Below are 22,897 nucleotides of genomic sequence, written 5' to 3'. Positions count from 1 at the left end.
AGGCGGCGGCGTTCCACCGTTGCCGGATCTCCGCAGGGCACACTCATCCTCCCGTGGATGGCGGTTGTCGATCTCCTTTTGCTGTGCCGAGTCTGCTGTCGAGGTCACCGGTCGGCGGAGCGCGGCAACCTCTGAGATGTGCCGGCACGACCCGGTCGACAGACTGGCTCTCTGCGACGCGTCCGCGTCGGCAACCGGGCTGTGTGGCACGTGTGGGAGGCGCACATCTGTGCTATAGACGATGGGAGCTCGTTGCTCGACTCACGAGGAGGATCAGATGGCGGGACTCCGGATCGGCAGCATCCTGCTCGGCACGGCCGATCCTGAACGGCTGCGTGCCTGGTACGTCGCAGCATTCTCCCCGGTGGAGTCTCCCTCGGGGTTTCTCGACTTCGGCGGTTTCGAAATGCTCGTGGACGGTCGTGACGACGTCGCCAGCAAGAACGCCGAGCCGGGAAGAATGATCTTGAATTTCGAGGTCGACGACGCCCGGGTGGTCGCCGACCGTCTCGATGCGATGGGGGTGACGTGGCTGGCGCCGTTGGAGGAACGAAACGACGGTCTCTTCGCCACACTGCTCGACCCGGACGGGAACTACGTACAGATCATCCAGCTCAGCGAGGCCTACCTCGCGGCGCAGCGGGCTCGACGGGCCACAGGAGGAACGATGCTGACACGTTCGAAGGCGTTCAACGGCTTCTCGGTGGACGACATCCCGGCCGCGAAGAAGTTCTACGGTGAGACGCTGGGGCTCGAGGTCGAGGAGGAGTATGGGATGCTCCACCTGCGACTGGCAGGTGACCGCGAAGTGCTCGTCTACCCGAAGTCGGAGCATCAGCCGGCCACCTACACGATGCTCAACTTCCCGGTGGATGACATCGAGCAGGCTGTCGATGCCCTGGTGGCCCGCGGCGTGCGGTTCGAGCAGTACGAAAACGTCGACGCCAAGGGCATCTTCCGGGGTCAGGGACCGCCGATCGCCTGGTTCCGCGATCCGGCTGGGAACATTCTCTCCGTGCTGCAGGAGTGATCGGAGCGAAGGCCTCCGGTGATCGCTGTGGCAGGGCAGGCCGGCCGGCCCTACTGCGGCGCTGCGCGGGGTGACAGTTGCCCGGACGTGGGTAGGTCCCTGCTCTGCGTCGCGACAGTGTCCGACGGGTCCGCCTGTCTGGACGAGTTGTTCCCGCAATCCGGTCAGTGGTCCTAGGCGATCACTGACCGGGTGACGGATGCGTCGGTCTTGTCGCTGCGCCAGTCTCGGCGGCCATGGCCAGGAGAAGCTGGGCCGTTCGTACGGCGACGCCGGCGAAGGTCCGCCCACCCGTGTTGCTCACGATCAGGCTGGCCTTTGATGTCGTCGTTGACCGACCCGGTGAGCTGTCGGGCCTTCTTGAGCATCGGTCCGCCGGTCCGAGCGTCGCAGTACTCGTCTAGTCGCACTCGACCAGCCCGGCCCGGATGGCGTGGATTGCGGCGGTCGTGCGGTTGGGCGAGTCCAGCTTGAGCATGATGCTCGCCACCAGGCGCTTCGCGCCGTGGCTGGAGATGGTCAGTCGCCGTGCTATCTGTTTGTTGCTCAGTCCCTTCACCAGCAGCGTGAGTGCCTCGGTCTCCCTCGCGGTCAGGTTCACCGTGCGGGTGCGGGTGCCCGAACCGGGTTCGTCCGCGCGGGCGAGCAGAGCGCGGGTCAGAGCGGGTGGCATCGGCAGTTCACCATGGCGAATGCGGCGCAGGGTGTCACTGAGCAGCTCAGCGGTGAGACGCTGCTGGGACACGAAACCGTCGACGGGCATCGACGCCAGGCGGGTGATGTTGCTGGCGGCCTCGTCGACGACGAGGACGACGTAGGTACCGTCGCGTGCGACTCTGCCCTCGCTCTCGAGCCACTGCGCCTCGGGCGGTGCCACGAGGAGAAGGTCGATGCCACCGAGCCGCGACAGCGCCTCGTACCGTTCCCGGGAGCCGCATCGGTGTACGGTCGAGACCTCCGGAACCCTCCTGAGTACCGCCTCGATACCCCTGCCGAGCACTTCGTTCTCCACCAGGACCGCGACTGTAAGGGTGTCGTGGTCCGCCTCCAGCATGCTGTGCATGTCACTACCTCCACGGTTTGACGGAGACCCGTGGCCGTCGGCGCGCACCGTTGCCGCATCGGTCGACCAGACCCGATGGGCTAGGTGGCGCCGGGACGGCATCCGGACTACGGTGGTAACCAGGATGCCGGGACGAGGCCATCTCGCCTCCTCTGGTCCTGCGCGCTGGATCTGACCGCCGCCGCGTGTTCGGATCGATCACACGCCGACGTCGCCGAACGGCATCAGAGGTCTCCGCCGACATCCATCGGCTACAGATCCATCGTGCTATCGGCGCCGCAGGTGGTCATCTTTACGCGTGCGCAGCGATCTGGCCGCGCCGGGGCCGGCCCGGCGGCGTGACGGCGTCCACCAGCCCTGGGTCGGGCACCGGGTCGGTCAGGGCGACTCGATCAGGGCGTACGCTCTGACCGAGAAGGTGCCCATGCCCGCGACCGCGATCGGCGCGGCGTGGAAGCGGAAGCCCTCCGTCGGCAGGCGATCGAGCCCACGCAGATGCTCGACGATCGGTATGCCGGCGGCCAGCAGCTCGGTGTGCGCGGGACGGCTCAGATCTGCCATGTCGTCGATGTTGACCGAGTCGATCCCGACCACCGCCGGCCCCTGGGACACCAGCAAGGAGACCGCCTCGGCGGTCAGGAACGGATGACCGGGCGCGCCGTAGCCCGCGGTGCCCCAGTGCCGGTCCCATCCGGTGCGGATCAGCACCGCCCGCCCGCCGAGGGGGCGGCCGTCGAACGCGTCGATGCCGACCCCCGGCGTCGGCGAGCCGCTGACGTCGATGAGTACACCCGGTAGGTCCACCAGCCGATCCAGTGGCACCTCGGCCAGGTCGGCGCCGTCAGCGAAACGGTGAAACGGCGCGTCCAGGTAGGTCCCGGTGTTGGCGACCAGGGTCACGCGTCCGATCTGGAACTCGGTGCCCGGTGCGTACCGGTCCCGGGACTGCTCCCGGGACATGTGGTCCTCGATGTGCGGGCCAGGCAGGCCCGGGTACGTCGTCATGCCGTGCCGCACCACATGCGACAGGTCGACAAGTCGGGAGGTGACACCGGGTTCGGTGAGATCAAGCTGTGGTGTCGGGCTGCTCATCGAGGTCCCTCCGATCGGGTGACTCGCCGTCGACCACGGTACGAACGGTATCGGCGAAGGTCATCAGGCGCTGCCACGTGGCAAACCCATAGTCGTCCATCCAGTCGTGGAAGTCGACGCCGAGTCGGGCATAGTCGAGCCCGTGCGGCGTCTGCAGCCTCAGCACTGTCACCGCACCCCGGTACAGCCGCAGATCGACGGTGCCGTTCAGCGGTTCGTCAAGGTCGCGCAGGCAGCGTCGGAGAGAACGCCCCAGGTGACTGAACCAGCCGCCCTGAACCGCCGTGGTGGTCCATTCCGTCGACAGCAGCGTTCGCAGTGCGTGCTCACGCGGGTCGAGGATCGCGTTGGCCAGCGCCCGGTGAGCGACCGTGATGACCGTTGCCGCCGGCGATTCCCGGACCTCATGGTTCTTCACTCCGAACGCGGTATCTTCGAGTCCGGAGTACCGACCGACGCCGTGCCGTCCAGCCAGCTCGTTGAGACCGGTCACCAGCTCGCCGAGCGGTAGGGCCTTGCCGTCCACCGCTACCGGAAGCCCTGCGGCGAAGGTCATGGTCAACTCGGCTGGTTCGGCGGGGCAGTCGTGCGCGTGCCGGGTGAGAGTGAACACCGACTCGTCAAGGCGGTTCGCCGGAGACTCCAGACTGCCGTTCTCGATGACCCGCCCCCAGGGGTTGACGTCGATACTGTGCACCGCGTCCGGCAGGTGGACGCCGGACTCCGCCAGTCGGGCCTGCTTCACGGCCCGGGTGACGTTCGAGCCCAGAAAGGGAGCGACGATGTGCAGCGCCGGATCCAACGCGGCGACCGAGCGGCCGAGCCGAGCGGTGCTGTTCTGCATGTACGTCGCGGTGTGCCCGACAGCGTCGCCCCCGACGTCGCGGGCGACCCGGACCGCGGCCCGGGCCATCAGCGGCCGGCTGAGTGTCGACCCGACGGGAAACTGCCCCTGGTAGTAGGCGTCGGCGTGGATCGCGGCGGGCACCGACTCGGTGAAGAACTCCTCGGTCACGTCGACCTCCTGGTACGCCGCACCGAAGCGGGCGGCCAGGCCCCGGGCCTGGGAGGCAGGGTCAGGGGGACCGATGTGCACGTTCAACGCGGTCGTGCGGACCGTCGTGTTCTTGAGCAGGTGCAGCAGGTAGGTGCCGTCGAGTCCGCCGGAGTAGAGCAGCACCAGGTGCCGGGGTGGTCGTGAGGTCAACTCGTCCAGCGTGGTGATGAAACGGCGCATCGGGGACCCTCATCTCGAGACGGCCGGCTGGCTGTGACTGCTCGGTGGCGCCGTCGTGCGGTCGGCCAGGATGGTGGTCAACGGCGCGAGCACCCGTCCGCCGGCCGTGCGGGCACCACGGGAACGACGCAGGTCGGCCACTGCGAAGCACCGGCGCAGCCATCGGTCGGTGCCGTCATGACGGGCCGTGAACCCGGTACGTCCGTGGACGGCGCGCCAGTTGTCGACCACCAGCATGCTTCCGGTGCCGAGCACGATCGAGTTCAGCGACGGGGTCAGGGCGGCCTCCAACTCGTCGAGGGCCCTGCGAGCCTCGTCGGTGATCGGCTCCATCCCGTGGAAGTCGGCGGTCAGGTCGGGGTCGTCCGGCGGGCCGGAGAGCACAGCCACCGGTTCGGAGTAGCCGGTGGATCCGAGTTGGGCGAAGGAACTGCTGAACCGGATCCGGAACAGCGGCTGCCGCAATACGGCGATGGCTGTCGAGCTGAGCCGCGGCCAGACCCGATCCACCGACCCGGTCAACGTGCGACCGCTGCGCTCGTGGTCACTGCGGAGACAGAGCAGACTCAGCAGGTCCGGCTTGAACGGGTGGAAGCCGTTCTCGGTGTGCAGTTCCAGGTAGGCCGAACCGCTGTTCTCCTGCTGCAGTTCAGCGCCGGCGATCGGAGCGACATCCTGCACGACCCGGCCGCGCTTCTCGTCGGCGTACCCGATGACGTGGCCCAGGTGTGACATGATCATCAGCTGGGCGGTCGTCGCGATTCCGGCCGCACGCCAGTCGGCAAGGTATCCGTCGGTCGGAGTGGGCGGCAGCGGTTCGTCGACCGGCACGTTGTGCACCAGCAGAGCGCCCCCCGGATTTCCGGTGCACCGGAAGGTCACCAGGGCCGCGATCAGCCGTTGCGGTAGTCGGCAACCGATCAGTTCCACCATGGTCATGGCGGCCTGGGTGCTCAGGTCCGCGTCGCCGAGGGCCTCGACGGCCTCGTGGCACAAGCTGCGCATCCCGGCGGCCTCGTCGTGGGTCAGCCTGACCTCGTGGAGGTCGCCGGCGCGTAACGCGGTGCTGCTCATCTGGCCCACCTTCCGGGTGAGATCGTTCATGCGTCGCTGGACGCCGGGCCCTGATAGGTCACGTTTCCACCTTCGGTGTGCCTGCCGCCGGGCGGAAGCGCAGGAGGCGCGCGCGGTCGACCTGCCCAGGAGACCAGGTCGCAAAGAGGAGCAGACCCGGCCGTGACGGCTGAGGTTGACTAGCGCCGGTACGGGGCCTGTCGCGTCACGGGCTCCGAGCCCGGACCACGTCGGACGACGGCGAGGTTCCGCTCGCACACGAGAAGGGAGCGCCGATGACCGGGATCGACGCCGCGCGGCCCAGTGCGGGGCCCGCGCCGCTGACCGCTGAGATGGTGGCGGACTACCATCGCGACGGGTTTCTGTTGCTGCCGGCTGACCATCTGCCCGCCGATTTGCTGGCCGAACTGGTCGCGGCCGTCCCAGGGATCCTGGCTCAGCAGGGACCGCAGCGGGTGCTGGAGCGCGACGCAGTGACCGTGCGGTCCGTGTACGGGCCACATCGCACCGACCCCGTGGTGGCCCGGGTCAGCCGGTCGGCGCACCTGGCCGGCGCGGCCCGGCAGCTGCTCGACGACGAGGTGTACGTGCACCAGTCGAAGATCAACCTCAAGGCCGCGTTCGCCGGCGACCAGTGGGAGTGGCACCAGGACTACATCAACTGGCGGGACCGCGACGGCATCGCCCGGGCCGATCTCGTCAACGTCACCGTGTTCCTCAACGAGGTCAACGAGTTCAACGGCCCGCTCACGTTCATTCCGGGCTCTCACCGGTACGGGCTGCTCGACGGCACGGACACGGATGGGATGCCGGTCGGCTACGAGGACGGACCGAACTGGATGGCGACCCTCACCGCCACCGAGAAGTTCCAGGTCGACCGGAGCGTCATCCGCAGGCTGGCTGAGCAGGGCGGACTCGTAAGTCCCAAGGGGCCGGCGGGCTCCGTGTTGATGTTCCACCCCAACGTGCTGCACGCCTCGTCGCCGAATCTCTCACCGTTCGACCGGGCAATGCTGCTGATGGTCTACAACGGCGTCCACAACGCGCCCCGGCCGGTGGACAACCCGCGACCGGAGTTCCTTGCCGAACGGGAGATCGCCCCCATTCCGCTCAGCGTCTGAGCTGGTCCTGACGGCGGCCGACGCCCGCGCCCGACAGGGCGCGGGCGATCGCGTGTCCGTCGACCGGTGACCGTCCCTGCCGATTGGTGTCGCGGCCTGCCGGCGGGTGGACGGTCAGGTCGCCAGGACCGGGTCGTCGGCGTGCAACACCACCTTGATCGCCTCCTGCCGGTCGAACAACTGGTAGGCCGATGTGGCCGCCGCCAACGGTAGCCGGTGCGTGACGATCCGGCTCGGGTCGAGGCGGCCGGAGCGAATCAGGGCCAGCACCGGATCCCGCATGCGGATCGGGTCGCCGACGGCGAAGCGCACCGTCAATTCGCGGGCGAAGGCGAGCCCGGCGGGAAAGGGCATCGCGGTGGAGTGGTGTGCCCCCACCGCGCAGACCGTGGCGTGCGGGGCGGCTGTCCGGACCGCACAGGCGAGCGCCGCGTCGCTGCCCACCGCTTCGATCACCGCGTCCGCGCCGCGGGCACCGCCCTGTCGAACTGCCTCGTCGAGCTGATCCGGTGTGACGGCGATGAAGCCGAGGTCGACCGCCCGGTCGCGGCGGGCCGGCGTCGGGTCAGCCACCACGACCCGCCCGGCGCCAGCGGTCACCGCACAGAGTCCGGCGAGCAGCCCGAGCGGACCCCCGCCCACCACCGCGACCAGGTCGCCGGGCGTCACCTCCGCGCCGTGCACCGCCGCGAGCCCGGTCGTCAGCACGTCTCCGACGAAGAGCGCCTGCTCGTCGGTGACGTCATCGGGGGTGGCGGCGAGCACCACGTCGGCAAAGGGCACCCGGACGAACTCGGCCTGACCGCCGGGCAGCGGCGCCCCGACCAGGTCGTCGCTGCCGAACAAGGTCGCCACCGGGCACTGGTAGTGCCGGCCGAGCGCACAGGTCTCACAGCGTCCGCAGGCGACGACGTCGGAGGCGAAGACCCTCGTGCCGATGGCGAACTGGACCTCCGGCCCCGCCGCGTGCACGGTGCCGGCGAACTCGTGGCCGAGCACCGTGCCTGGCGCGAATCCCGGCAGCTCCCCTCGATAGGGGTGCAGGTCGGTGCCGCAGACTGAGGAACGGGTCACCCGGACGATCACGTCCCGCGGATGTTGTATCCGAGGGAGTTCCACCTCGTCGACGCGTACCGATCCCGGCCCATGGTAGACGACCGCCCGCATGGTCGGCCTGTCGCCGGCTTCGGGATCCGCCGTCTGGGTTCCTGGCATCGTCATCGGCGCACCTTCGCGACTGGGCCGGAACGGTCACCGTGCCGGCAGCTGTTGGGGTCGCTGCGATCCTGGGCCAGTCGGCTCACCTCGAACCAACCACAGACGGCCGCCGCTACGCCCTGCCGCGAAGGGCGGCCGGCCGGCGCGGCATCGATGACCGGCGGACCTGCCATGGCCCGACAGCCGGCCGGTCGGCCACCGGCCGGGCCCGACCGGCCATGGCCGGTCTAGGGCTTAAGAGAGGGGTACGCCGGCCCGCCACGGTCGCGAGACTGGGTGGGCGGTGGCCGGTCGACGAAGCGAGGTGGTGAGCGTGTCCGAATCGGGAGATGCCGGCCCGGATCCGTGCTGGTGGTCGGCGCGGCAGGTCGCCGACGCGATCGCGGCCCGGCGGATCTCGGCGCGGGAGTACCTCGACGCCCAGCTCGCCCGGATCGAGGAGCACAATGCCAGGCTGGGACTGGTCGTCACCATCGACGAGCGGGCCCGCGAACGTGCCCGGCAGGCCGACGAGGCGACTGTTCGGGGCGAACGGTGGGGGCCGCTGCACGGTGTGGCCATGACGATCAAGGACTGTTTCGCCACGGCTGGACTCCGTACCACCGGTGGCCTGACCCAGCTGCGTACCTACCAGCCCCGCGAGGACGCCACGGCGGTGGCCGCGCTGCGCGCTGCCGGGGTCGTCGTCTTCGGCAAGACCAACGTGCCGTCGGGCTCGGGCGACCTGCAGTCCTACAACGAGCTGTTCGGCGTGGCCTGCAATCCCTGGAATCAGGAGTACACGACCAGTGGATCCTCCGGTGGTGCGGCCGGCGCTGTCGCGGCCGGATTTACCCCGATCGAGCTCGGTTCCGACGTGGCCGGCTCGATCCGGGTGCCGGCCGGCGCCTGCGGTGTACTCGGCCACAAGACCAGCTACCGTGCGGTGCCGATGATCGGTCACGTGCCGCCCTATCCGTTCAAACCGCGTGAGGCTGACATCGCCGTGGTCGGCCCGATCGCCCGCACGGTGGACGACCTGGAAACGGTCCTGACGGCGATCGCCGTGGCGCACCCCTTGGACGCGCCGGCCTGGCACCTGACCTTGCCGCCGCCGCGCTCGGTACGTCGGGTGGCGACCTGGTTCGACGACCCGTACTGTCCGGTGGACGCCGAGGTCCTGGCTGCCCTACGTGACGCTGCCGACCGGCTCGCCGACAGCGGCGTCGTGGTCGAGGAGGCCCGTCCCTCCGGGGTTCGACTCGCCGGAAGCGACGGGGTCTTCCGGCGGCTGCTGGCGTCGGTGGCGATGCCGGAACACACCGCCGAGGAGATCGGCGAGATCGCCGCAGGACGGCGCCCGCCCAACGCGGTACTGGGCGGGGAGCACGTGGCCCAGAGCTACCGCGACTGGGTGGAGGCCGACGAGCAGCGCAATCGTCTCCGGCTCCGCTGGCGGCAGTTCTTTGCCAGCTACGACGCGATCCTGCTGCCGGTTGCGCCGAACCTCGCCACGCGGCACGATCATCGGCCGTTGCGGGACCGTACCGTCACCGTCGACGGTGTCCCCCGTCCCTACTGGGACCAGATCGTGTGGGCGGGCCTGACCGGGGTGAGCTACCTGCCGTCGACCGTGTTGCCCGTTCGCCGTGACTCACGTGGCCTGCCGATCGGCGTCGCGGTGGCCGGTGACTACCTTCAGGACCGGACGACCCTGGCGGTGGCCCGCCGGCTCGCCGAGGTCCTGCCGCCCATCGGCCATCCCGATCTGACGGCGGTGGCCGCCGACGACCTGCCAGTGCGGCAGATCTGACCGGGAGGGTCCGCATGGCAGAGCCGATCGACGTCGTCGTGCCCAACGTGGCCGAGTTCAACACCCGAAATCCCACGGTGCCACTGGGGCCAGCTGTCACCGACGTCGTCACGCGCCTGGCGGGACACCTCGGCGACTACGCGGTCTACTGGAGCAGCCGTCGGCGGGTGCTGGTGCTGCCGGCTGGCTACGATCCGCACTGGTTCACCGACGTGCACCGACTGCTGGACGAGGACGTGCCGCCGGTCGTCTCACCAGCCGTGGTGACTGGGATGGTGGTGAGGGACCTGCTCGGCGATGGCGCCGCGCTGGCTCGGCTCCGCGCGCTGCTACAGGGCCACGACGATGTCCGGCTGGTCACCTGGGGAGCGACTCCCGAGGTCTTTCTGCTCGCGGCGGCGCTACGCGGCTGGGGTCTGGCGGTGGGCCTCGACGGAGTGCCGGAGCGGGAGTACTGGGTGAGCCGACAGCTCGATTCGAAGCTGAGCTGTCTCGACCTCGCCCGCGAGGTGCCGGGGGTGCGGGTACCGCCGGGCATGCTGGTGGTCGACAGCGCCGAGTTGCGGGGTGCGGCCGAGCACCTGTTGAACCTGCACGAGCGGGTCATCGTGCGTAGCCCGTACGGCGTGGGCGGTGACGGCTCGGTGGTGTTGAACCGCGACGCGGCGGGCATCGCGACGCTGTGGACTGCTCTGGAACGGGATCCCTTCCTGCGCACCTTTCCGCTCCTGGTTCAGCAGTTCGTGGCACACCGGCCGGGGATGGGCTGCCCAGCGGTGGATCTGCGGATCGGTGACGAGGGAGTCCGGCGGATCGTGCCCACAGTGATGGCGGTCGACGTCTCCCGGGTCCGGGGCGTGCACGTCGGACCCGGCTCGATGCCCTCGGCCGAGACGGACCGGATGATCAGGATCGGCCGTAGCATCGGAGACGCCGCACACGCCCGCGGTTTCCGCGGCTGGATGTGCGTGGACTTCGTCCTCGCCGACGACGGCACCTACTTCGTGACCGAGATCAACGCCCGACGCAGCGGTGCGATGCCGGCGATCGCCATGTTGCGCCGCCCGGGCGCCACCGACCAGGTGATCTTCTCGCACGACGCGGTCAGCCTCGGGACGCGAGGACCGCTGTCCTACCTCGATGATCTGCGGCCGGTGTTCGAGCGGCTCTGGGCAACCGGCGTGCGAGTGTATCCGACGTCGGTCCGTGGGCTGGTCAACCGGCAGCCGGTGCTCTCCCTGATGGCCCCTGGGGACGACCCGGAGCAGGCGCAGCGGGTCGTCGAGGAGACTGGCCGGGAACTGGCCGCAGCCGTCGGGCGCCGTCGTCGGGCTCACCGACCGGCTACCGCCGCCGTCCAGCCGGGGCGGTGACCGACGGCGGGTGGACCGGTCCCGTGGTGGGCCGGCGAGGCGCTCGCCGGCCCGCCGTCCGGTGCCTCAGCGTCCGGTGCGCTCAGCGTCCGATCACCCCTCCGTCGCGACGGCGAATCACCAGGGTCGCCGAGCGGGGGCGTCCGCCGGGGTCGGCGTCGGGCCAGCTACTGACCGTCTGGGGGTTCTCCGGGGTGGGCCGGGGCATGGTGGCCACCGCCTCGCCCGGGTGCTGAACGTTGATGAACATGGTCCGGTGGTCCGGGGTGAAGGTGATTCCGGACAGCTCACAACCGCGCGGGCCGACCGCGAAGCGTCGGACCTCCCCGGTGACCGGGTCGGCTGCCAACAACGCGTTGTTGCCCAGATTGACGTAGTACGTCTGCGGATTGTTCAGGGACGAGTTGGAGATGTCGCTTTGGATCCACAGCCGTCCGTCCCGATCGAAGGCGAGGCCGTCCGGTGACCCGAACTTCCCCTCGGCGCCGAGGCGCACGCTCGGGTCGAAGTCGGGGTCGCCTGCCAGCAGGAAGATGTCCCACTCGAAGGTGGTGGCGGTGGCGTCACCGTGCCGTTCCCGCCATCGGACGATGTGGCCGAACGGGTTGGGCTGTCGTGGGTTGGCGGCGTTTGCAAAGCCCGGTCCATTGCTCAACGTGACGTACACCTCGCCGGTGCGCGGGTGGACGGCGATCCACTCCGGCCGGTCCATCGGGGTTGCTCCGACCGCGTCGGCGGCCTGCCGGGTCCGAAGCATCACATCAGCCTGGTCGCGCCAACCGTTGGCCGAGGTCAGCGGACCGGTGCCGTGGGTGAGGGCCAGCCAGCGGCCGGTGCCGTCGTCGTCGAACCGGGCGACGTAGAGGGTGCCGTGGTCCAGCGGGTGCCGGCCGGTCTTGCGCATGACCCGCCACCGGCCGGAGCTGACGAACTTGTAGATGTACTCACCGACCTGGTCGTCGCCGGTGTACACGACCACCCGCCCCCGGGATTCGGTCACCGTGGCAGTCTCGTGCTTGATCCGTCCCAGCGCCGTGCGCTTCACCGGTGTGCCGGTGGGGTCGCGTGGGTCTATCTCCACCACCCAGCCGAACCGGTTGGCCTCGTTCGGGGTCGCCGCGAGGTCGAACCGCGGATCCCCGTGGTGCCATCGGTACCCGTAGCCTTGCCGGGTCACCCCGTAGCGGGTCTGCTGGGGGTTGGGCTGCCAGTTCGGGTCGTCGGTGGCGAAGTACTCGTTCCAGTTCTCCTCGCAGGTCAGGTAAGTGCCCCAAGGGGTGGCGCCGGATGAGCAGTTGTTCAGCGTCCCACGCGCCGGTTCACCCGTGCGCAAGGACGGGTGGTCACCGGCGACAGGGCCAGCGAACCGAACCGGGGTCGCTCCGGTGATCCGCCGGTTGAACCGGGAGTCCACCAGGTGCCATTGTCCCCGACGCAGTGCCACCTCCACGACGCTGACTCCGTGTGCCGCGAGCGACTTGGCGACCTTCTCCGGGGTCATCACCGCGTCCCCGTCGGTGAACAGCAGAACCTGGTCGGTGTACTCGTGATTGAGCACCAGCAGGCCTCGGTCGGGGCCCAGCGGGAAGAAGTGCATGCCGTCGTGGCTCATGCCGATCTGCTCAGCCTGCTCGGCGGCGGTGTTGGAGGCGTCCCGACGCCAGGCGGGCCCTGCCGAACGGATCGGCGTACCCCAGGGGATGAGAACCTGCGCAGTGTAGCCGTCGGCGACGACGATGGTGTCCGCGGAGCTGATCCCGACCGCCTGGAAACCCAGCAGCTGTCGGCGGTGTCGGACCCCGACGGTGGCTGCCGTCGCAGTACCGGCCGTGCCTGCGCCCAGGAATCCGGCGGCCGCGAGCATACCGCCGGCCAGTGCGCTGCGGCGAGCGAGCCGGGTGGTGAGGACGTCGTGGAAGAGGCGATTGCCGGAGTGGTTCACGCTGATGTCGTCCGACTCGAGTCGGTGCAGCGGGTCCGGAGGGGTGATGTCGTCGTGCATGGTGACCTCCATGAGGGATGGACGTGCGAAACCTTCAGCCCTGCCGCCGGGCGTGGATGATCCTGATGTTGGTGTACTCCAACAGTCCCCAGTAGCCGTACTCCACACCGGTTCCGGACTCGCGCAGTCCGCCGAAGGGGACGTCATGGCGTAGATCACCATGGGTGTTGACCCAGGCGGTGCCGCATTCGAGGCGTGCGGCGAGGTCCTGCGCGGCTTCCGGATCGCCCCAGACCGAGCCGCCCAGCGCGAATCGGGTGCCATTGGCCCGAGCAACGGCCTCGTCGATGTCGTCGTAGCCGATCACCGGCAGTACGGGACCGAACTGCTCGTCCTGCTCGAGGTCGGTGCCGTAGGGCAGGTCGGTCACCACGGTGGGTGGGAAGAAGTGTCCGGGCCGGGGCAGCGCCGCTCCGCCGGTGACCACGCTCGCGCCTGCCCGGGTCGCCTCCTCGACCAGCCGCTGCACGTGCTCGAGCTGGGCCCGGCTCACCAGGGGGCCGAGATCGGTGTCGGGGTCGTGCCCGTCCCCGACCGTCGCGGCTTGCGCCTCTGCGTGCAGCGCCTCGGTCAGCTCCGCGGCCTGCGCCGCTGGAACGTAGATCCGTTTGATCGCCGCGCAGAACTGTCCGCTGTTGGTGGTCGCCCGTCTGAAGATCTCCCCGGCTACCTGGTCTACCGCCGTACCGGGCATCAGGACGCACGGATCGTTGCCGCCGAGTTCGAGGACGGTCCGCTTGAAGGTCGCCGCGGCGCTTTCCCCGATGGCCCGTCCGGACCGGGTCGAGCCGGTGAAGGAGATCATTCGGATCGCCGGGTGGGTCACCAGCGCCGGTCCGAGGTCGCCGTCACCGCTGACGGCGCTGAGGACCCCCGTAGGAAGCACCTCGGCCAGCAACTGCGCCATTCGAAGGCTGGCCAGCGGGGTCACCGGCGACGGCTTGAGTACGACCGTGTTGCCGGCCAGCAGCGCGGGCGCGATCTTGGTGACAGCCAGCAGGATCGGGTAGTTGCTGGGGGCGATCGCCGCGACCGGTCCCACCGGTGCGTGCTCCATCGTGGCCTGGACGGCTCCGTCGTCGACCAGCAGCTGTCGAGGCAACGACAGCTGGGCGGTGTGGCCGAACCAGTCGGCGGCGAGCGACACCTCGGCCAGCGCCTGACGCAGCGGTTTGCCCTGCTCGGTGGTGAGCAGACCGGCCAACTCCTCGGTCGCCTGAGCCAGGACGGATCCGCAGGTGCGCAGTGCGGCCCGTCGGGCGTCCTCACCCGAGCGGGACCAGCTGTCGAAGGCGGCGACCGCGCTGCGTACCGCGTCGTCGAGCTGTGTGGCCGTGCAGCGCGGCACCTGCGCGAACGCCTCGGCGCTGGCCGGGTTCTCCACCGGCATCCGTTCGGCCGAGCGCACGGAACGCCCCGCGATGGTCATCGGAATGAACACGCACACTCTCCCTACCGACCTGGTCCGTCCATTCGACGGACCAGGTCAGTCTTCGCGTCGGCCAGATGGCCCAGAACCCCCGCTTGCGGGCATGCCGGTCCGGCCAGGGGCTTGGTCCGCCCGTCGGTGGCTCCCGGACGGACCCCGTAGGCGGGAAGGTCGAAAGGCGCACGACGGGTCCGGAAAGCCCGTCGGACGGTGGACGGCCGGTGCCGGCGGAAGGAGGCCAGGTGACGTCGATCGAGGCGGTGCACACGTTTCTGCCACCGGACCGGGTCTCGGCCGGCGAGTGCCTCGCCGCCTACGGGTTCTCGCCAGCCGAGATCCGGCTGCACGAGAGGTTCTACGGGTTCCGAGAGGTTCGGATCGACCGCACGGGTAGCCTGGCCGATCTTTTGGTCGGCGGAGCCGTCGGGATGACGGCGCTGCGCGGCCGCGAGCACCTGGTCCGTTACGTCCTGCACGCCCGGACGATGCCGGTGGTGGCCCCGTACCCGATAAATCCCCTCCGCGAGGCCGCCTGCCGGTTGGGCCTGGCCCACGCGGCGACATTCACCGTCAGCCAGCACGCCTGCGCGTCCGGCCTGCTCGCCGTGGACATCGCCGGCAGGCTGCTGGCCGACGACCCCGACCCCGCGGCGCTGGCACTGGTGCTCACCGGAGAGAAGGTCTTCACGGCCTCCGCCCAGGTCATCTCCGGCACCGGTGTGATGGGGGAGGGCTGCACCGGGGTGCTGATCAGCGCGGGCGGCGAACGCGACCAGGTGCTGTCCTACGTCGCCGCCACCTACGGGCGTTTCTCCGCGGGGCCGTGGATGTCGGAGGAGGACGCGGCGGCATTCCGTGAGGAATACCCGACCATGCTCGCCGACGTGGTGCGGACCGCCGTCAAGGAGTCCGGAACAGACCTGGACGAGATCGTCGCGATCCTGCCGCACAACGTCAACCGGGTGTCCTGGCTGCGGGTGCTCCGGCTACTGAACATCCGCAGCGCGGAGCGGCTGATCCTGGCCAACCTTCCGCGCACCGGGCACTGCTTCGCGGCTGACTCCTTCGCCGCCTATCAGCTTGCCCGCGAGCAGGGGCGGCTGAGACCCGGTGATCCCTACCTGATGACGTCGGTGGGGCTCGGCGCCACCGTCGCCGCGATGGTCCTCGTTCACTGAGGGCCACGCTCCTCGTCCACCGACGCAGAGTCTGGAGTGCGAGCCGTGCACACCCGCACACTCACTGGCGATGTTCTGTCGCAGCTACGCACCGTGTTGACCGGTGCCGCCGACCGTCCTCTGGTGCTGCTTGGCAACTTCGAGGTCGAGGAGCATTGGGCACAGGGTGAACCGGGCCTGCCGGGAATCGTCATGCCCGCGAGCCGGGTGATCGTGAACCGGATGGACGAATTCGCGCTGCTGCTGGCCGGCCCGGACGACTACGTCGTCGTCAAGGCCCCGCCCGACGAGGACTACCTGCGCTACCTTGCCGACCTGGGGCTGGCTCTGCCCCGAGTGCTGACCGTCGCTAACCAGCAACCGCAGCGCACCGTCAGTGAAGACGCGGTGGCCGATCCCCAACTGATCGGCGCCCTTGGCCGGCTGGCGGGCAAGGGCGCCCAGCTGTGGCCGCACGGGGTGTCGGTGGTCGAGGAACGACTCACGCAGCTCACCGGCCTGCGCCTGGCGGCACCGCCGGCCGATGTCTGCAAGAAGGTCAACAGCAAGATCTACAGCCGGTTGCTGGCTGACGAGTTGGGGCTACCGCAGCCCGAGGGCATGGTCTGCCGTGAACTCGACGAACTGGACCGAGCCGTACGGCGGGCCGGCGAATGGCTCGCCGCCGGACGGCCGATCGTGCTCAAGGACGCATTCGGTGTCTCCGGCCGGGGCATCGTGGTGGTGCGCGATTCCCGCCGCCTCGCCCAACTGCACGCTCTGATTGCGCGCGGTGCCCGGCGCAGCGGCGGTCGAGTTGGCGTGATCATGGAGGAGTGGCTGCCCAAACGCCACGACCTGAACTATCAGATGACCGTCGACCGGGTCGGCGAGGTGCACTTCGACGTGGTCAAAGAGGCGATCACCAGCGACGGCGTGCACCAGGGACATCGGATGCCGGCACCGCTGTCCCCGGCTCAGCACCGGCAGGTGCGCTCCGCCGCCCGGGCGATCGGTGGTCGGCTCGCCGCCGACGGTTACTTCGGCATCGTCGGCGTGGACGCACTGACCACCACGGATGGTCGTCTCTACCCGATCATCGAGGTGAACGCGCGCAACAACATGTCCACGTACCAGGAGCGGTTGCGCCGGACCTGGTTCGGTCCGGACACGGTCGCACTGGCCCGCCAGTACCCGATGCGGCTGACCAGAGCGCTGCCCTTCGGTGAGCTGTCGGCGCTGCTGGCCGGTGTACTCGCCGACCGACCGGACCGGCCGGGCCTGGTGATCAACAACTTTGCCACGGTGAACGCCGCCGTGAACGCCGCCGGTACCGAGGGCACCGGCTTCGCGAGCCGGCTCTACGGTGTCGTGTCCGCCGGCTCCGCCCGTCAGGTCGACGCCCTCGACCGGGAGATCGCCGACCGGCTACGAAACTGCTCCGCGACCGTCGAGCAGCCATAGCTTCGGCCGGCCGGCCACGGGCCGGTCGGATTCCGCCATACCGAGGCCGACGCACCCCGCACCGGCCCACCGTCCGCCCCGCCCGATCGGAGCGGACCGCGACCAGACAGGGAGACGACATGAGCGACGCGACCGTCGGTGCCGCCGCACCGGTAGCTACCAGTGACATCACCACCGTGGTGGTCGGTGCGCTCGGGCAGATGCTGAGCCGCAGCGCATCGGAGATCGGGCCGCACATGCGGCTGTTCGAGGATCTCTCCTTTGACTCCACCAGCGTGCTGGAGCTGCTCATCCAGCTGGAGGCGGAGCTGGGCGTCGAGTTCGACACCGACACCCTCGAGCCGACCGACTTCGAGACCGTGGGCGCGCTCATCACCTATGTCGCCGGCCAGGCCGAGCAGAGCGCGTGATGTACGTCACCACGCCGGGGCGCCGGTCGCAGACCGACGCCCCGGCGCTGGGGCGGCCCGCGCCACTGGCCCTGGCTGGTGCGGTGCATCAGGTATTCGGTCCCGGCGGACGTTTCGGCAACGACGACCACATCTACTATCCGGACCTGATGCGCGCCTACGGCGCGACGTGCCCTCCTGGCGCGTTCGAGGGGCGACGCAACTCGTACACCGACATGATCACCGCGGTGCTGCCCCGCCTGCGTCCGCACGCTGACCGGTTCGATCTGGCCGTACTCGCCGCAGCGACGCCGGACTCTCAGCCGGGGTTCCCGATGTGCCACCTCAGCACCCTGGTACCCGACGCCGGGCTCGCCTTCGCCGTACTCGACCAGGGACTGGTCACCGCCTTCACGGCTCTGCAGGTGCTAGCCAACCGGGCGCGCCGCGACGCAGCCGGCCGGCTACTGCTCATCGCCGTCGATCAGACCACGTTGCTGCACGACATGCCGGTGCCGCAGCCCCTCAGGGTCGAGCACGACGTGGTGGTGGTGCTGGCGTTCGATCCGGTGGCCGACGCCGGCCGGCTGCACCCGCCGCACAGCGTGTCGACCCATGGCCGGGCGCCGGCGGCCGTCTTGGCGGAGGCGCTGGCCGAGCACGAACCGCAGGTTCTCGTGACCGGGGCGGGGCTGATCGGACAGCTACCGGAGATGTCGCCCGGCGTACTGGTTGTCCCAGCGCGGCTCGGACAACCGGTCACCGGAGTCTGGCAGGAGGTAGCCGTCCGGCTGTCCCGCTGGCAGGCCGAAGGAGCGCGGGTCCTGATCGCCGATCACGACTCCGACCAGGAGCGACTCGCCACCTGTCTGCTCGACGTCACCGGCACCGGGCGCACATGAACACCGGTACCCCGGACAGGTGGATCCGACCGTACCGCGCCGCCCGGTCGTCCGGCGTCGAGGCGGCCCTCAGCGACCTCTACGACAGGCTCGCCCCCGGTTCGCTGGTCGCCGGACCTAGCGGACAGGCCGTGGCGCCCGGTGCCGTCGAGCGCGTGGCCGTACGGGTGTGGCCCACCGGCACGCCATTGCGCGGGCTCGTCGGTGTGACGGCGGTCCCGCTCCCCGCGCCCGTACGGGACACCGACCTGGTGGCCGTTCGCGGGTTGCCCCGGCCGGACGGACGGGGCCCGGGCCGGTACCAAACCTGGTTGCTCGGCCTGGCCTGGCTGCGGTTGGGCACCTCGGTGCGGCTGCTGGACCAGGCCCGCTCCCACCTTGCCAGCCGGCCGTCCGCCGGTGAGTCCCTGCTGCGCAACCCGCTCCTCCAGGCCGCCCTCGCCGAGGCGGTCACCGAGCAGCTCACCGTGCGGGCGTCGTTGACCGACCTGGACCCGGTCGGCGAGTCGGTCACCAGACTGGTCCAGGCTCATCACCATCTGACCGACACGGACAACGCGCTGCTGCCGGTACTCGGTGCCGCCGGCTACACGCAGGACGGTCCTGGGAGGGCCGCCTACCTGTCCCGCCTGCTCGCCGATGTCTATCTGCCGGCACGTCACGACATGTGGATGCCGGCGTGAGGAGGTGAACAGCCGTGCCGGAGCTCGACCGCCGGCTGCGCACGCTGAGCCGACACGCTCGTGGCTGGGCCGCCGAGCTGCGCCCGTACGCCCTGGAGCTGGACCTGGATCCCGATGTGGTGTTCCGACTGCGCGACGCTCCCGCGTTCACCTGCGCAGCGCATCTTCAGATCCCCGCCGCGTTCAACCCGGCACCGTTGGTCCTGGCCGGTGAACGCTTTCACCTGACCGCTGTGTTGGAACGGGTGGTGTTCTGCGAGGAGATCGCCCGCGGCGACCTCGGCATGATGCTGGCGCTTCCCGGTGCCTCGATGTCCGGTGTGCTCGTCGGCGCCATCGGTGACCGCGCCCAGCAGGAGTGGTTCTACGGTCGGCTGCTGGACCGACCCACCTGGACCTTCTTCGCCCTGACCGAGCCCGGCGGTGGGACCGACGCCGGCGGGCTGCGCACCCGTGCCATCGAGCTGGCCGACGGATCCGGGTGGAGCCTGACCGGGCGTAAACGCTACATCAGCAACGCGCTGCGAGCCTCCGTGGGTGTGGTCTTCCTCCGTACCGGTGACGGACCGCTCGACCTCGGCGCGGCGCTGGTCGACACCGCCACCGCGGGCTTCACCACCGCCCACGTGCCCACCCTCGGAGTTCGCGGCGCTCAGCTGGGCGAGCTCACCCTCGAAGAGGTGCCCGTCGCAGCACACCAACTGCTCGGGCGGCATGTCTCACCGTTACGCCGTGGCAGCTGGGGCTGGCAGCGGACGTTCAACCTGATGCGCCCGACCGTCGCGGCGATGGCCGTCGGTCTGGCCCAGGCCGCCTGCGACCACGTCCGGGAGCACCGCCGCGCGCTACGTCCGGTCGAGCGTGACGTGCTGGCCCGGGTCGAAGGAGAAGTCGAGGCGGTACGTCGGTTGACCCGCCTGGCCGCCGTCGAGGTGGACTCGGACAGCAGCAACGGCCACCTCGCTTCGGCGGCGAAGCTGCGGGCCACCCGACTGGCCGCCAGAGTGACGCGCTGGGCGCTGCGCAGCTTCGGACCCGGTGCACGGCTCGACCAGCCGCTGCTGGACAAGTTCGACCGGGACGCCGGGGCGTTGGAGTACATGGAGGGCACCGGCAACGTGCAGCGTCTCGCGGTGGCCTCCGCGATGGAGCGCGGTGCCTTCGACGGGTACGCCCGCGTCAGCGACCGGGACGCGACGCGGGAGGACCGGTGACCGGATCTGCGGTGGTACAGGTCTGGTGCCTGGGACTGGCCCTGTCGCCGCAGCTGGCCGAGGTCTTCGCCGAACTGTTGACCCCGGCCGAACGCGCCCGCTGGAACAGCTACGCCGACCCGGCGGTGCGACGTCGGTTCCTTGCCGTGTACGGATCGCTCCGCGTCATTCTCGGCGGTTACCTGGGGGAGCCGCCCGCGCGGGTGCCCCTGCGCGTCGGGCGTTGGGGCAAGCCGCTGCTCGGCGACGGGACGTTGCGTTTCAACGTCTCGCATTCGGGCCGCCGCGCCGTGGTCGCGGTGACCGTCGGCCGCGACATCGGTGTCGACATCGAACGGATCCGCCCGGGCCGGCCGGTCGCGGCGGTCGCCCGGCGCTACTTCCCGGCCGCCGAGGCGCAGCTGGTCGCTGCTGCTGCACCCAGCGAGCGGACCGCCGTGCACCTGATGCTCTGGACCCGAAAGGAGGCGTGTGTCAAGGCCGCCGGTGGCCGGCTGCTCCACGGGCTGGACCTGCCTGTGGCGGGCCCGGACGGGTTGGTCGTGCTCCGGCCCGCAGGCCGGATTCCCGGACCGTTCCGGGTACGTGACCTGCGGGTCGCGAATGGCTATCGCGGTAGCGTCGCGCTGGCCGGCGCCGAGCCGTTCGAAATCGAGTACCTGCACCGACGCCCGCGGGACCTCGTGGCCGTGGGGAACAGCCCTCTGCCGGCACAGTCGCACGACGCGGTTCCGGCGATCACCGGGTCGGCACCGACGACCGCGCCTGGAGCACACCCGGCAGATGCTGGCGACGCATCATGTCCTCGGGCCGGTCACGATCGCGTACCAGGAACGACTGTCCGTCATGGACGAGTACCTCTGCGGGATAGCCGTGACTGAGGAACTGCACGGGCGAAGCGGTCGGACCATACGCCCCGGAGCGCAGCACGCCGAGTAGATCGCCGGCACGCAGCGGCGGCAGCATGACCTGCTTCGCCAACGTGTCGTTGGGCGTGCAGAGCGGCCCGGTCACCTGCCAGGGCTGTGCCTGTCCGACCGCCGCACGCAGCAGCCGGATGGGGAAGTTGCGCTTGACGTAGGAGCCGATGCCGACCGCGGCCATGTGATGGTGGGTGCCGCCGTCGGTGATCGCGAACCGTTGACCGAGTGAGGTCTTGAGGTAGCGGACCCGGACCACGTAGATGCCGGCCGGCGCGGTCAGGTAGCGACCCAGCTCCATCACCAGTCGCGTTCGTGGGTGCCGGGCGCGGAACTCGCCGAGAACTGGATTGAGCAGCCCGGCCAGTAGGTTGACGTCGAGGTCCCGCTCGTTGTCGAAGTACGCCACCCCGAGGCCGCCGCCGACGTCGACCAGCTCCAGCGGGAAGTCGAGTCGGGCGCTGAGCCGCTCGGCAAGCTCCAGGACCCGCCGGCTGTTGTCGGCGATCACTCCTGGGTCGAGGATGCGAGTGCCCATGTAGACGTGTACACCCATCAACCGGACGCAGGGGTACCGAGTGCTCAGCCCGGTCTGGCGCATCAACTCGTCCTCGTCGATGCCGAACTGTCGGGGTCGCCCGCCCATCGTCAGCCCCGAGCCCTTGACGGTGAAGCTCGGGTTGACCCGCAGCGCCACCGGAGCCACGACGCCTGCCGCCCTGGCCAGGCTGTCGATGAGCCGCAACTCATCGAGGGATTCGCAGACGATCGCATAGATCCGACGGTCCAGACAGGCCTGCAACTCCTCGGCACTCTTGCCCGGCCCGAGGAAGATGATGTTCTCCGGACGCACCCCGGCCCGGCTGGCGGTGAGCAGCTCCGTCAGGGACGAGACCTCCGCGCGGGCGCCGAGGCCGGCAAGCCGGGCGCAGATCGCCACGTTGGGGTTCGCCTTCAGCGAGAAGAAGAACTCCAGACCAGGATTCAACGCGTCTCGGAGCCGGCCGAACTGGGCAGCCAGCACCGTCGAGTCGTAGACGTACAACGGGGTGCCGTACCGCGCCGCGAGTTCCTCGAACCGTACATCCTGCATGCCGACGTCGTCTGCCATGCCCTCGCCTCCCGGTTCTGTCGTCCCTCGTCATTCTCGACGACGCACAGTGCACGCCAAGCCGCCTACGGGCGCTCCGACGGTCAGGGCGGGCGGCTACCGGACCGGCGTCGACGCGTGGCGGCGTACCCGATCGCGCAGGGCAAGTGGGGCGCACGGTTGCCCCTTCTGCCGCGGTCAGCCCGGGTGGACCCTGGTGACAGGCAGCCCGGGACCGGTCGACTGCACGGCGTCGAGGCCGCGTCCGGCCGGCTGCCGGAACCCGAACGTATCCACCGCCACGAGCCGATCGGGGACGACATGGAAAACGGGCATTCGGCCCTCAGCGCCACGATCGGCGAGCTGATGGGCGCGGCGCTGCGGCGCGAGCCGCTCGCTCCGGACGAGGACTTCTTCGACTGCGGCGGGGACTCGGTCCGCGCCGTCGACGTGCTGCAACGGCTGGTCGACGTCTGCCGGCCAGCCGGGGCGGAGCCGGCGGAGGCGCTGCAGTCCACTCTCCTGGAAACCATCTTCGAGGATGCGACCCCGGCCGGGCTGGCGCAGGTCTGCGTCGCGTACACGTCCGTCCCGGGTCCCGCCGGGGGAGGGCTGCGTCATTGACGGCACCGACGCGACGCCGGGCG

General features: G+C 69.9%; 19 protein-coding genes and 1 pseudogene. 12 read left to right on the top strand and 8 right to left on the bottom strand.

The window, feature by feature from the left end:
• The first annotated feature begins 277 nt into the window (after window positions 1-277).
• Window positions 278-1,030, top strand: coding sequence for a VOC family protein (locus O7623_RS06025; protein ID WP_282227597.1), 753 nt, complete (start codon window positions 278-280; stop codon window positions 1,028-1,030).
• A gap of 400 nt (window positions 1,031-1,430) precedes the next feature.
• Here the strand turns inward: O7623_RS06025 and O7623_RS06020 are convergent, their stop codons facing one another.
• From O7623_RS06020 to O7623_RS06005, 4 genes are all read right to left on the bottom strand, one after another.
• Window positions 1,431-2,093 (bottom strand): response regulator transcription factor, encoded by a 663-nt coding sequence (locus tag O7623_RS06020; protein WP_282227596.1) that lies wholly within the window; start codon window positions 2,091-2,093, stop codon window positions 1,431-1,433.
• A gap of 378 nt (window positions 2,094-2,471) precedes the next feature.
• Window positions 2,472-3,185, bottom strand: a complete 714-nt coding sequence (locus tag O7623_RS06015; RefSeq protein ID WP_282227595.1) for a cyclase family protein — start codon at window positions 3,183-3,185, stop codon at window positions 2,472-2,474.
• Window positions 3,160-4,422, bottom strand: a complete 1,263-nt coding sequence (locus tag O7623_RS06010) for an argininosuccinate synthase domain-containing protein (protein WP_282227594.1) — start codon at window positions 4,420-4,422, stop codon at window positions 3,160-3,162. Before O7623_RS06010 ends, O7623_RS06015 begins: the two co-directional genes overlap by 26 nt.
• Before the next feature lie 9 nt (window positions 4,423-4,431).
• Complete coding sequence (locus O7623_RS06005; RefSeq protein WP_282227593.1) at window positions 4,432-5,496, bottom strand: TauD/TfdA family dioxygenase; 1,065 nt, start codon at window positions 5,494-5,496, stop codon at window positions 4,432-4,434.
• 275 nt (window positions 5,497-5,771) lie between these two features.
• On the opposite strand from O7623_RS06005, the gene O7623_RS06000 reads away from it, so the two are divergent.
• Window positions 5,772-6,617: a phytanoyl-CoA dioxygenase family protein gene (locus O7623_RS06000; RefSeq protein WP_282227592.1), complete on the top strand. Its 846-nt coding sequence runs from the start codon at window positions 5,772-5,774 to the stop codon at window positions 6,615-6,617.
• A gap of 114 nt (window positions 6,618-6,731) precedes the next feature.
• Here O7623_RS06000 and O7623_RS05995 read toward each other — a convergent pair whose 3' ends face one another.
• Window positions 6,732-7,838, bottom strand: coding sequence for an alcohol dehydrogenase catalytic domain-containing protein (locus O7623_RS05995; RefSeq protein WP_282227591.1), 1,107 nt, complete (start codon window positions 7,836-7,838; stop codon window positions 6,732-6,734).
• A gap of 310 nt (window positions 7,839-8,148) precedes the next feature.
• Between O7623_RS05995 and O7623_RS05990 the strand changes: the two genes are divergently transcribed.
• Both O7623_RS05990 and O7623_RS05985 read left to right on the top strand, forming a co-directional pair.
• The gene (locus tag O7623_RS05990) at window positions 8,149-9,627 is read left to right on the top strand and encodes an amidase family protein (protein WP_282227590.1); all 1,479 of its coding nucleotides are present in this window, start codon (window positions 8,149-8,151) and stop codon (window positions 9,625-9,627) included.
• 14 nt (window positions 9,628-9,641) lie between these two features.
• Window positions 9,642-11,000 carry a hypothetical protein gene (locus O7623_RS05985; RefSeq protein ID WP_282227589.1) on the top strand — a complete coding sequence of 453 codons (1,359 nt, stop codon included), beginning with the start codon at window positions 9,642-9,644 and terminating at the stop codon, window positions 10,998-11,000.
• Window positions 11,001-11,082: 82 nt separating this feature from the next.
• Here O7623_RS05985 and O7623_RS05980 read toward each other — a convergent pair whose 3' ends face one another.
• Window positions 11,083-13,002, bottom strand: a complete 1,920-nt coding sequence (locus O7623_RS05980; protein WP_282227588.1) for a PhoX family phosphatase — start codon at window positions 13,000-13,002, stop codon at window positions 11,083-11,085.
• Between the two features lie 34 nt (window positions 13,003-13,036).
• Window positions 13,037-14,443 (bottom strand): aldehyde dehydrogenase family protein, encoded by a 1,407-nt coding sequence (locus O7623_RS05975; RefSeq protein WP_282227587.1) that lies wholly within the window; start codon window positions 14,441-14,443, stop codon window positions 13,037-13,039.
• 230 nt (window positions 14,444-14,673) lie between these two features.
• Here O7623_RS05975 and O7623_RS05970 point away from each other — a divergent pair, with 230 nt between their 5' ends.
• The 7 genes and pseudogenes from O7623_RS05970 to O7623_RS31330 form a co-directional block, all read left to right on the top strand.
• A complete protein-coding gene (locus O7623_RS05970; RefSeq protein WP_282227586.1) occupies window positions 14,674-15,609 on the top strand; it encodes a 3-oxoacyl-[acyl-carrier-protein] synthase III C-terminal domain-containing protein in 936 nt (311 codons plus the stop codon).
• A gap of 123 nt (window positions 15,610-15,732) precedes the next feature.
• Entirely contained in the window at window positions 15,733-17,052 is a 1,320-nt protein-coding gene (locus O7623_RS05965) for an ATP-grasp domain-containing protein (protein ID WP_282227585.1), read from the top strand.
• A 119-nt stretch (window positions 17,053-17,171) separates the two neighbouring features.
• Window positions 17,172-17,462 (top strand): phosphopantetheine-binding protein, encoded by a 291-nt coding sequence (locus tag O7623_RS05960; protein ID WP_282227584.1) that lies wholly within the window; start codon window positions 17,172-17,174, stop codon window positions 17,460-17,462.
• Window positions 17,459-18,343 carry a hypothetical protein gene (locus O7623_RS05955; protein WP_282227583.1) on the top strand — a complete coding sequence of 295 codons (885 nt, stop codon included), beginning with the start codon at window positions 17,459-17,461 and terminating at the stop codon, window positions 18,341-18,343. The genes O7623_RS05960 and O7623_RS05955 overlap by 4 nt, the downstream gene beginning before the upstream one ends.
• Window positions 18,340-19,026, top strand: coding sequence for a hypothetical protein (locus O7623_RS05950; RefSeq protein WP_282227582.1), 687 nt, complete (start codon window positions 18,340-18,342; stop codon window positions 19,024-19,026). The genes O7623_RS05955 and O7623_RS05950 overlap by 4 nt, the downstream gene beginning before the upstream one ends.
• Before the next feature lie 14 nt (window positions 19,027-19,040).
• Complete coding sequence (locus O7623_RS05945) at window positions 19,041-20,240, top strand: acyl-CoA dehydrogenase family protein (protein WP_282227581.1); 1,200 nt, start codon at window positions 19,041-19,043, stop codon at window positions 20,238-20,240.
• Window positions 20,237-20,743: pseudogene (locus O7623_RS31330) on the top strand (4'-phosphopantetheinyl transferase superfamily protein); the annotation flags it as partial. The gene O7623_RS05945 and the pseudogene O7623_RS31330, both read left to right, overlap by 4 nt.
• 235 nt (window positions 20,744-20,978) lie before the next feature.
• On the opposite strand, the gene O7623_RS05935 reads toward O7623_RS31330, so the two are convergent.
• Entirely contained in the window at window positions 20,979-22,271 is a 1,293-nt protein-coding gene (locus tag O7623_RS05935; RefSeq protein WP_282227580.1) for a type III PLP-dependent enzyme, read from the bottom strand.
• Window positions 22,272-22,457: 186 nt separating this feature from the next.
• Between O7623_RS05935 and O7623_RS05930 the strand changes: the two genes are divergently transcribed.
• Window positions 22,458-22,874, top strand: coding sequence for an acyl carrier protein (locus tag O7623_RS05930; RefSeq protein ID WP_282227579.1), 417 nt, complete (start codon window positions 22,458-22,460; stop codon window positions 22,872-22,874).
• Window positions 22,875-22,897: the final 23 nt, after the last annotated feature.

Origin of the sequence: Solwaraspora sp. WMMD791, from assembly GCF_029581195.1 — a bacterium.
Classification (GTDB): Bacteria; Actinomycetota; Actinomycetes; order Mycobacteriales; family Micromonosporaceae; genus Micromonospora_E.
The sequence above is the reverse complement of the archived record's forward strand: the minus strand, read 5'-3'. Positions and strand labels throughout refer to the sequence as shown.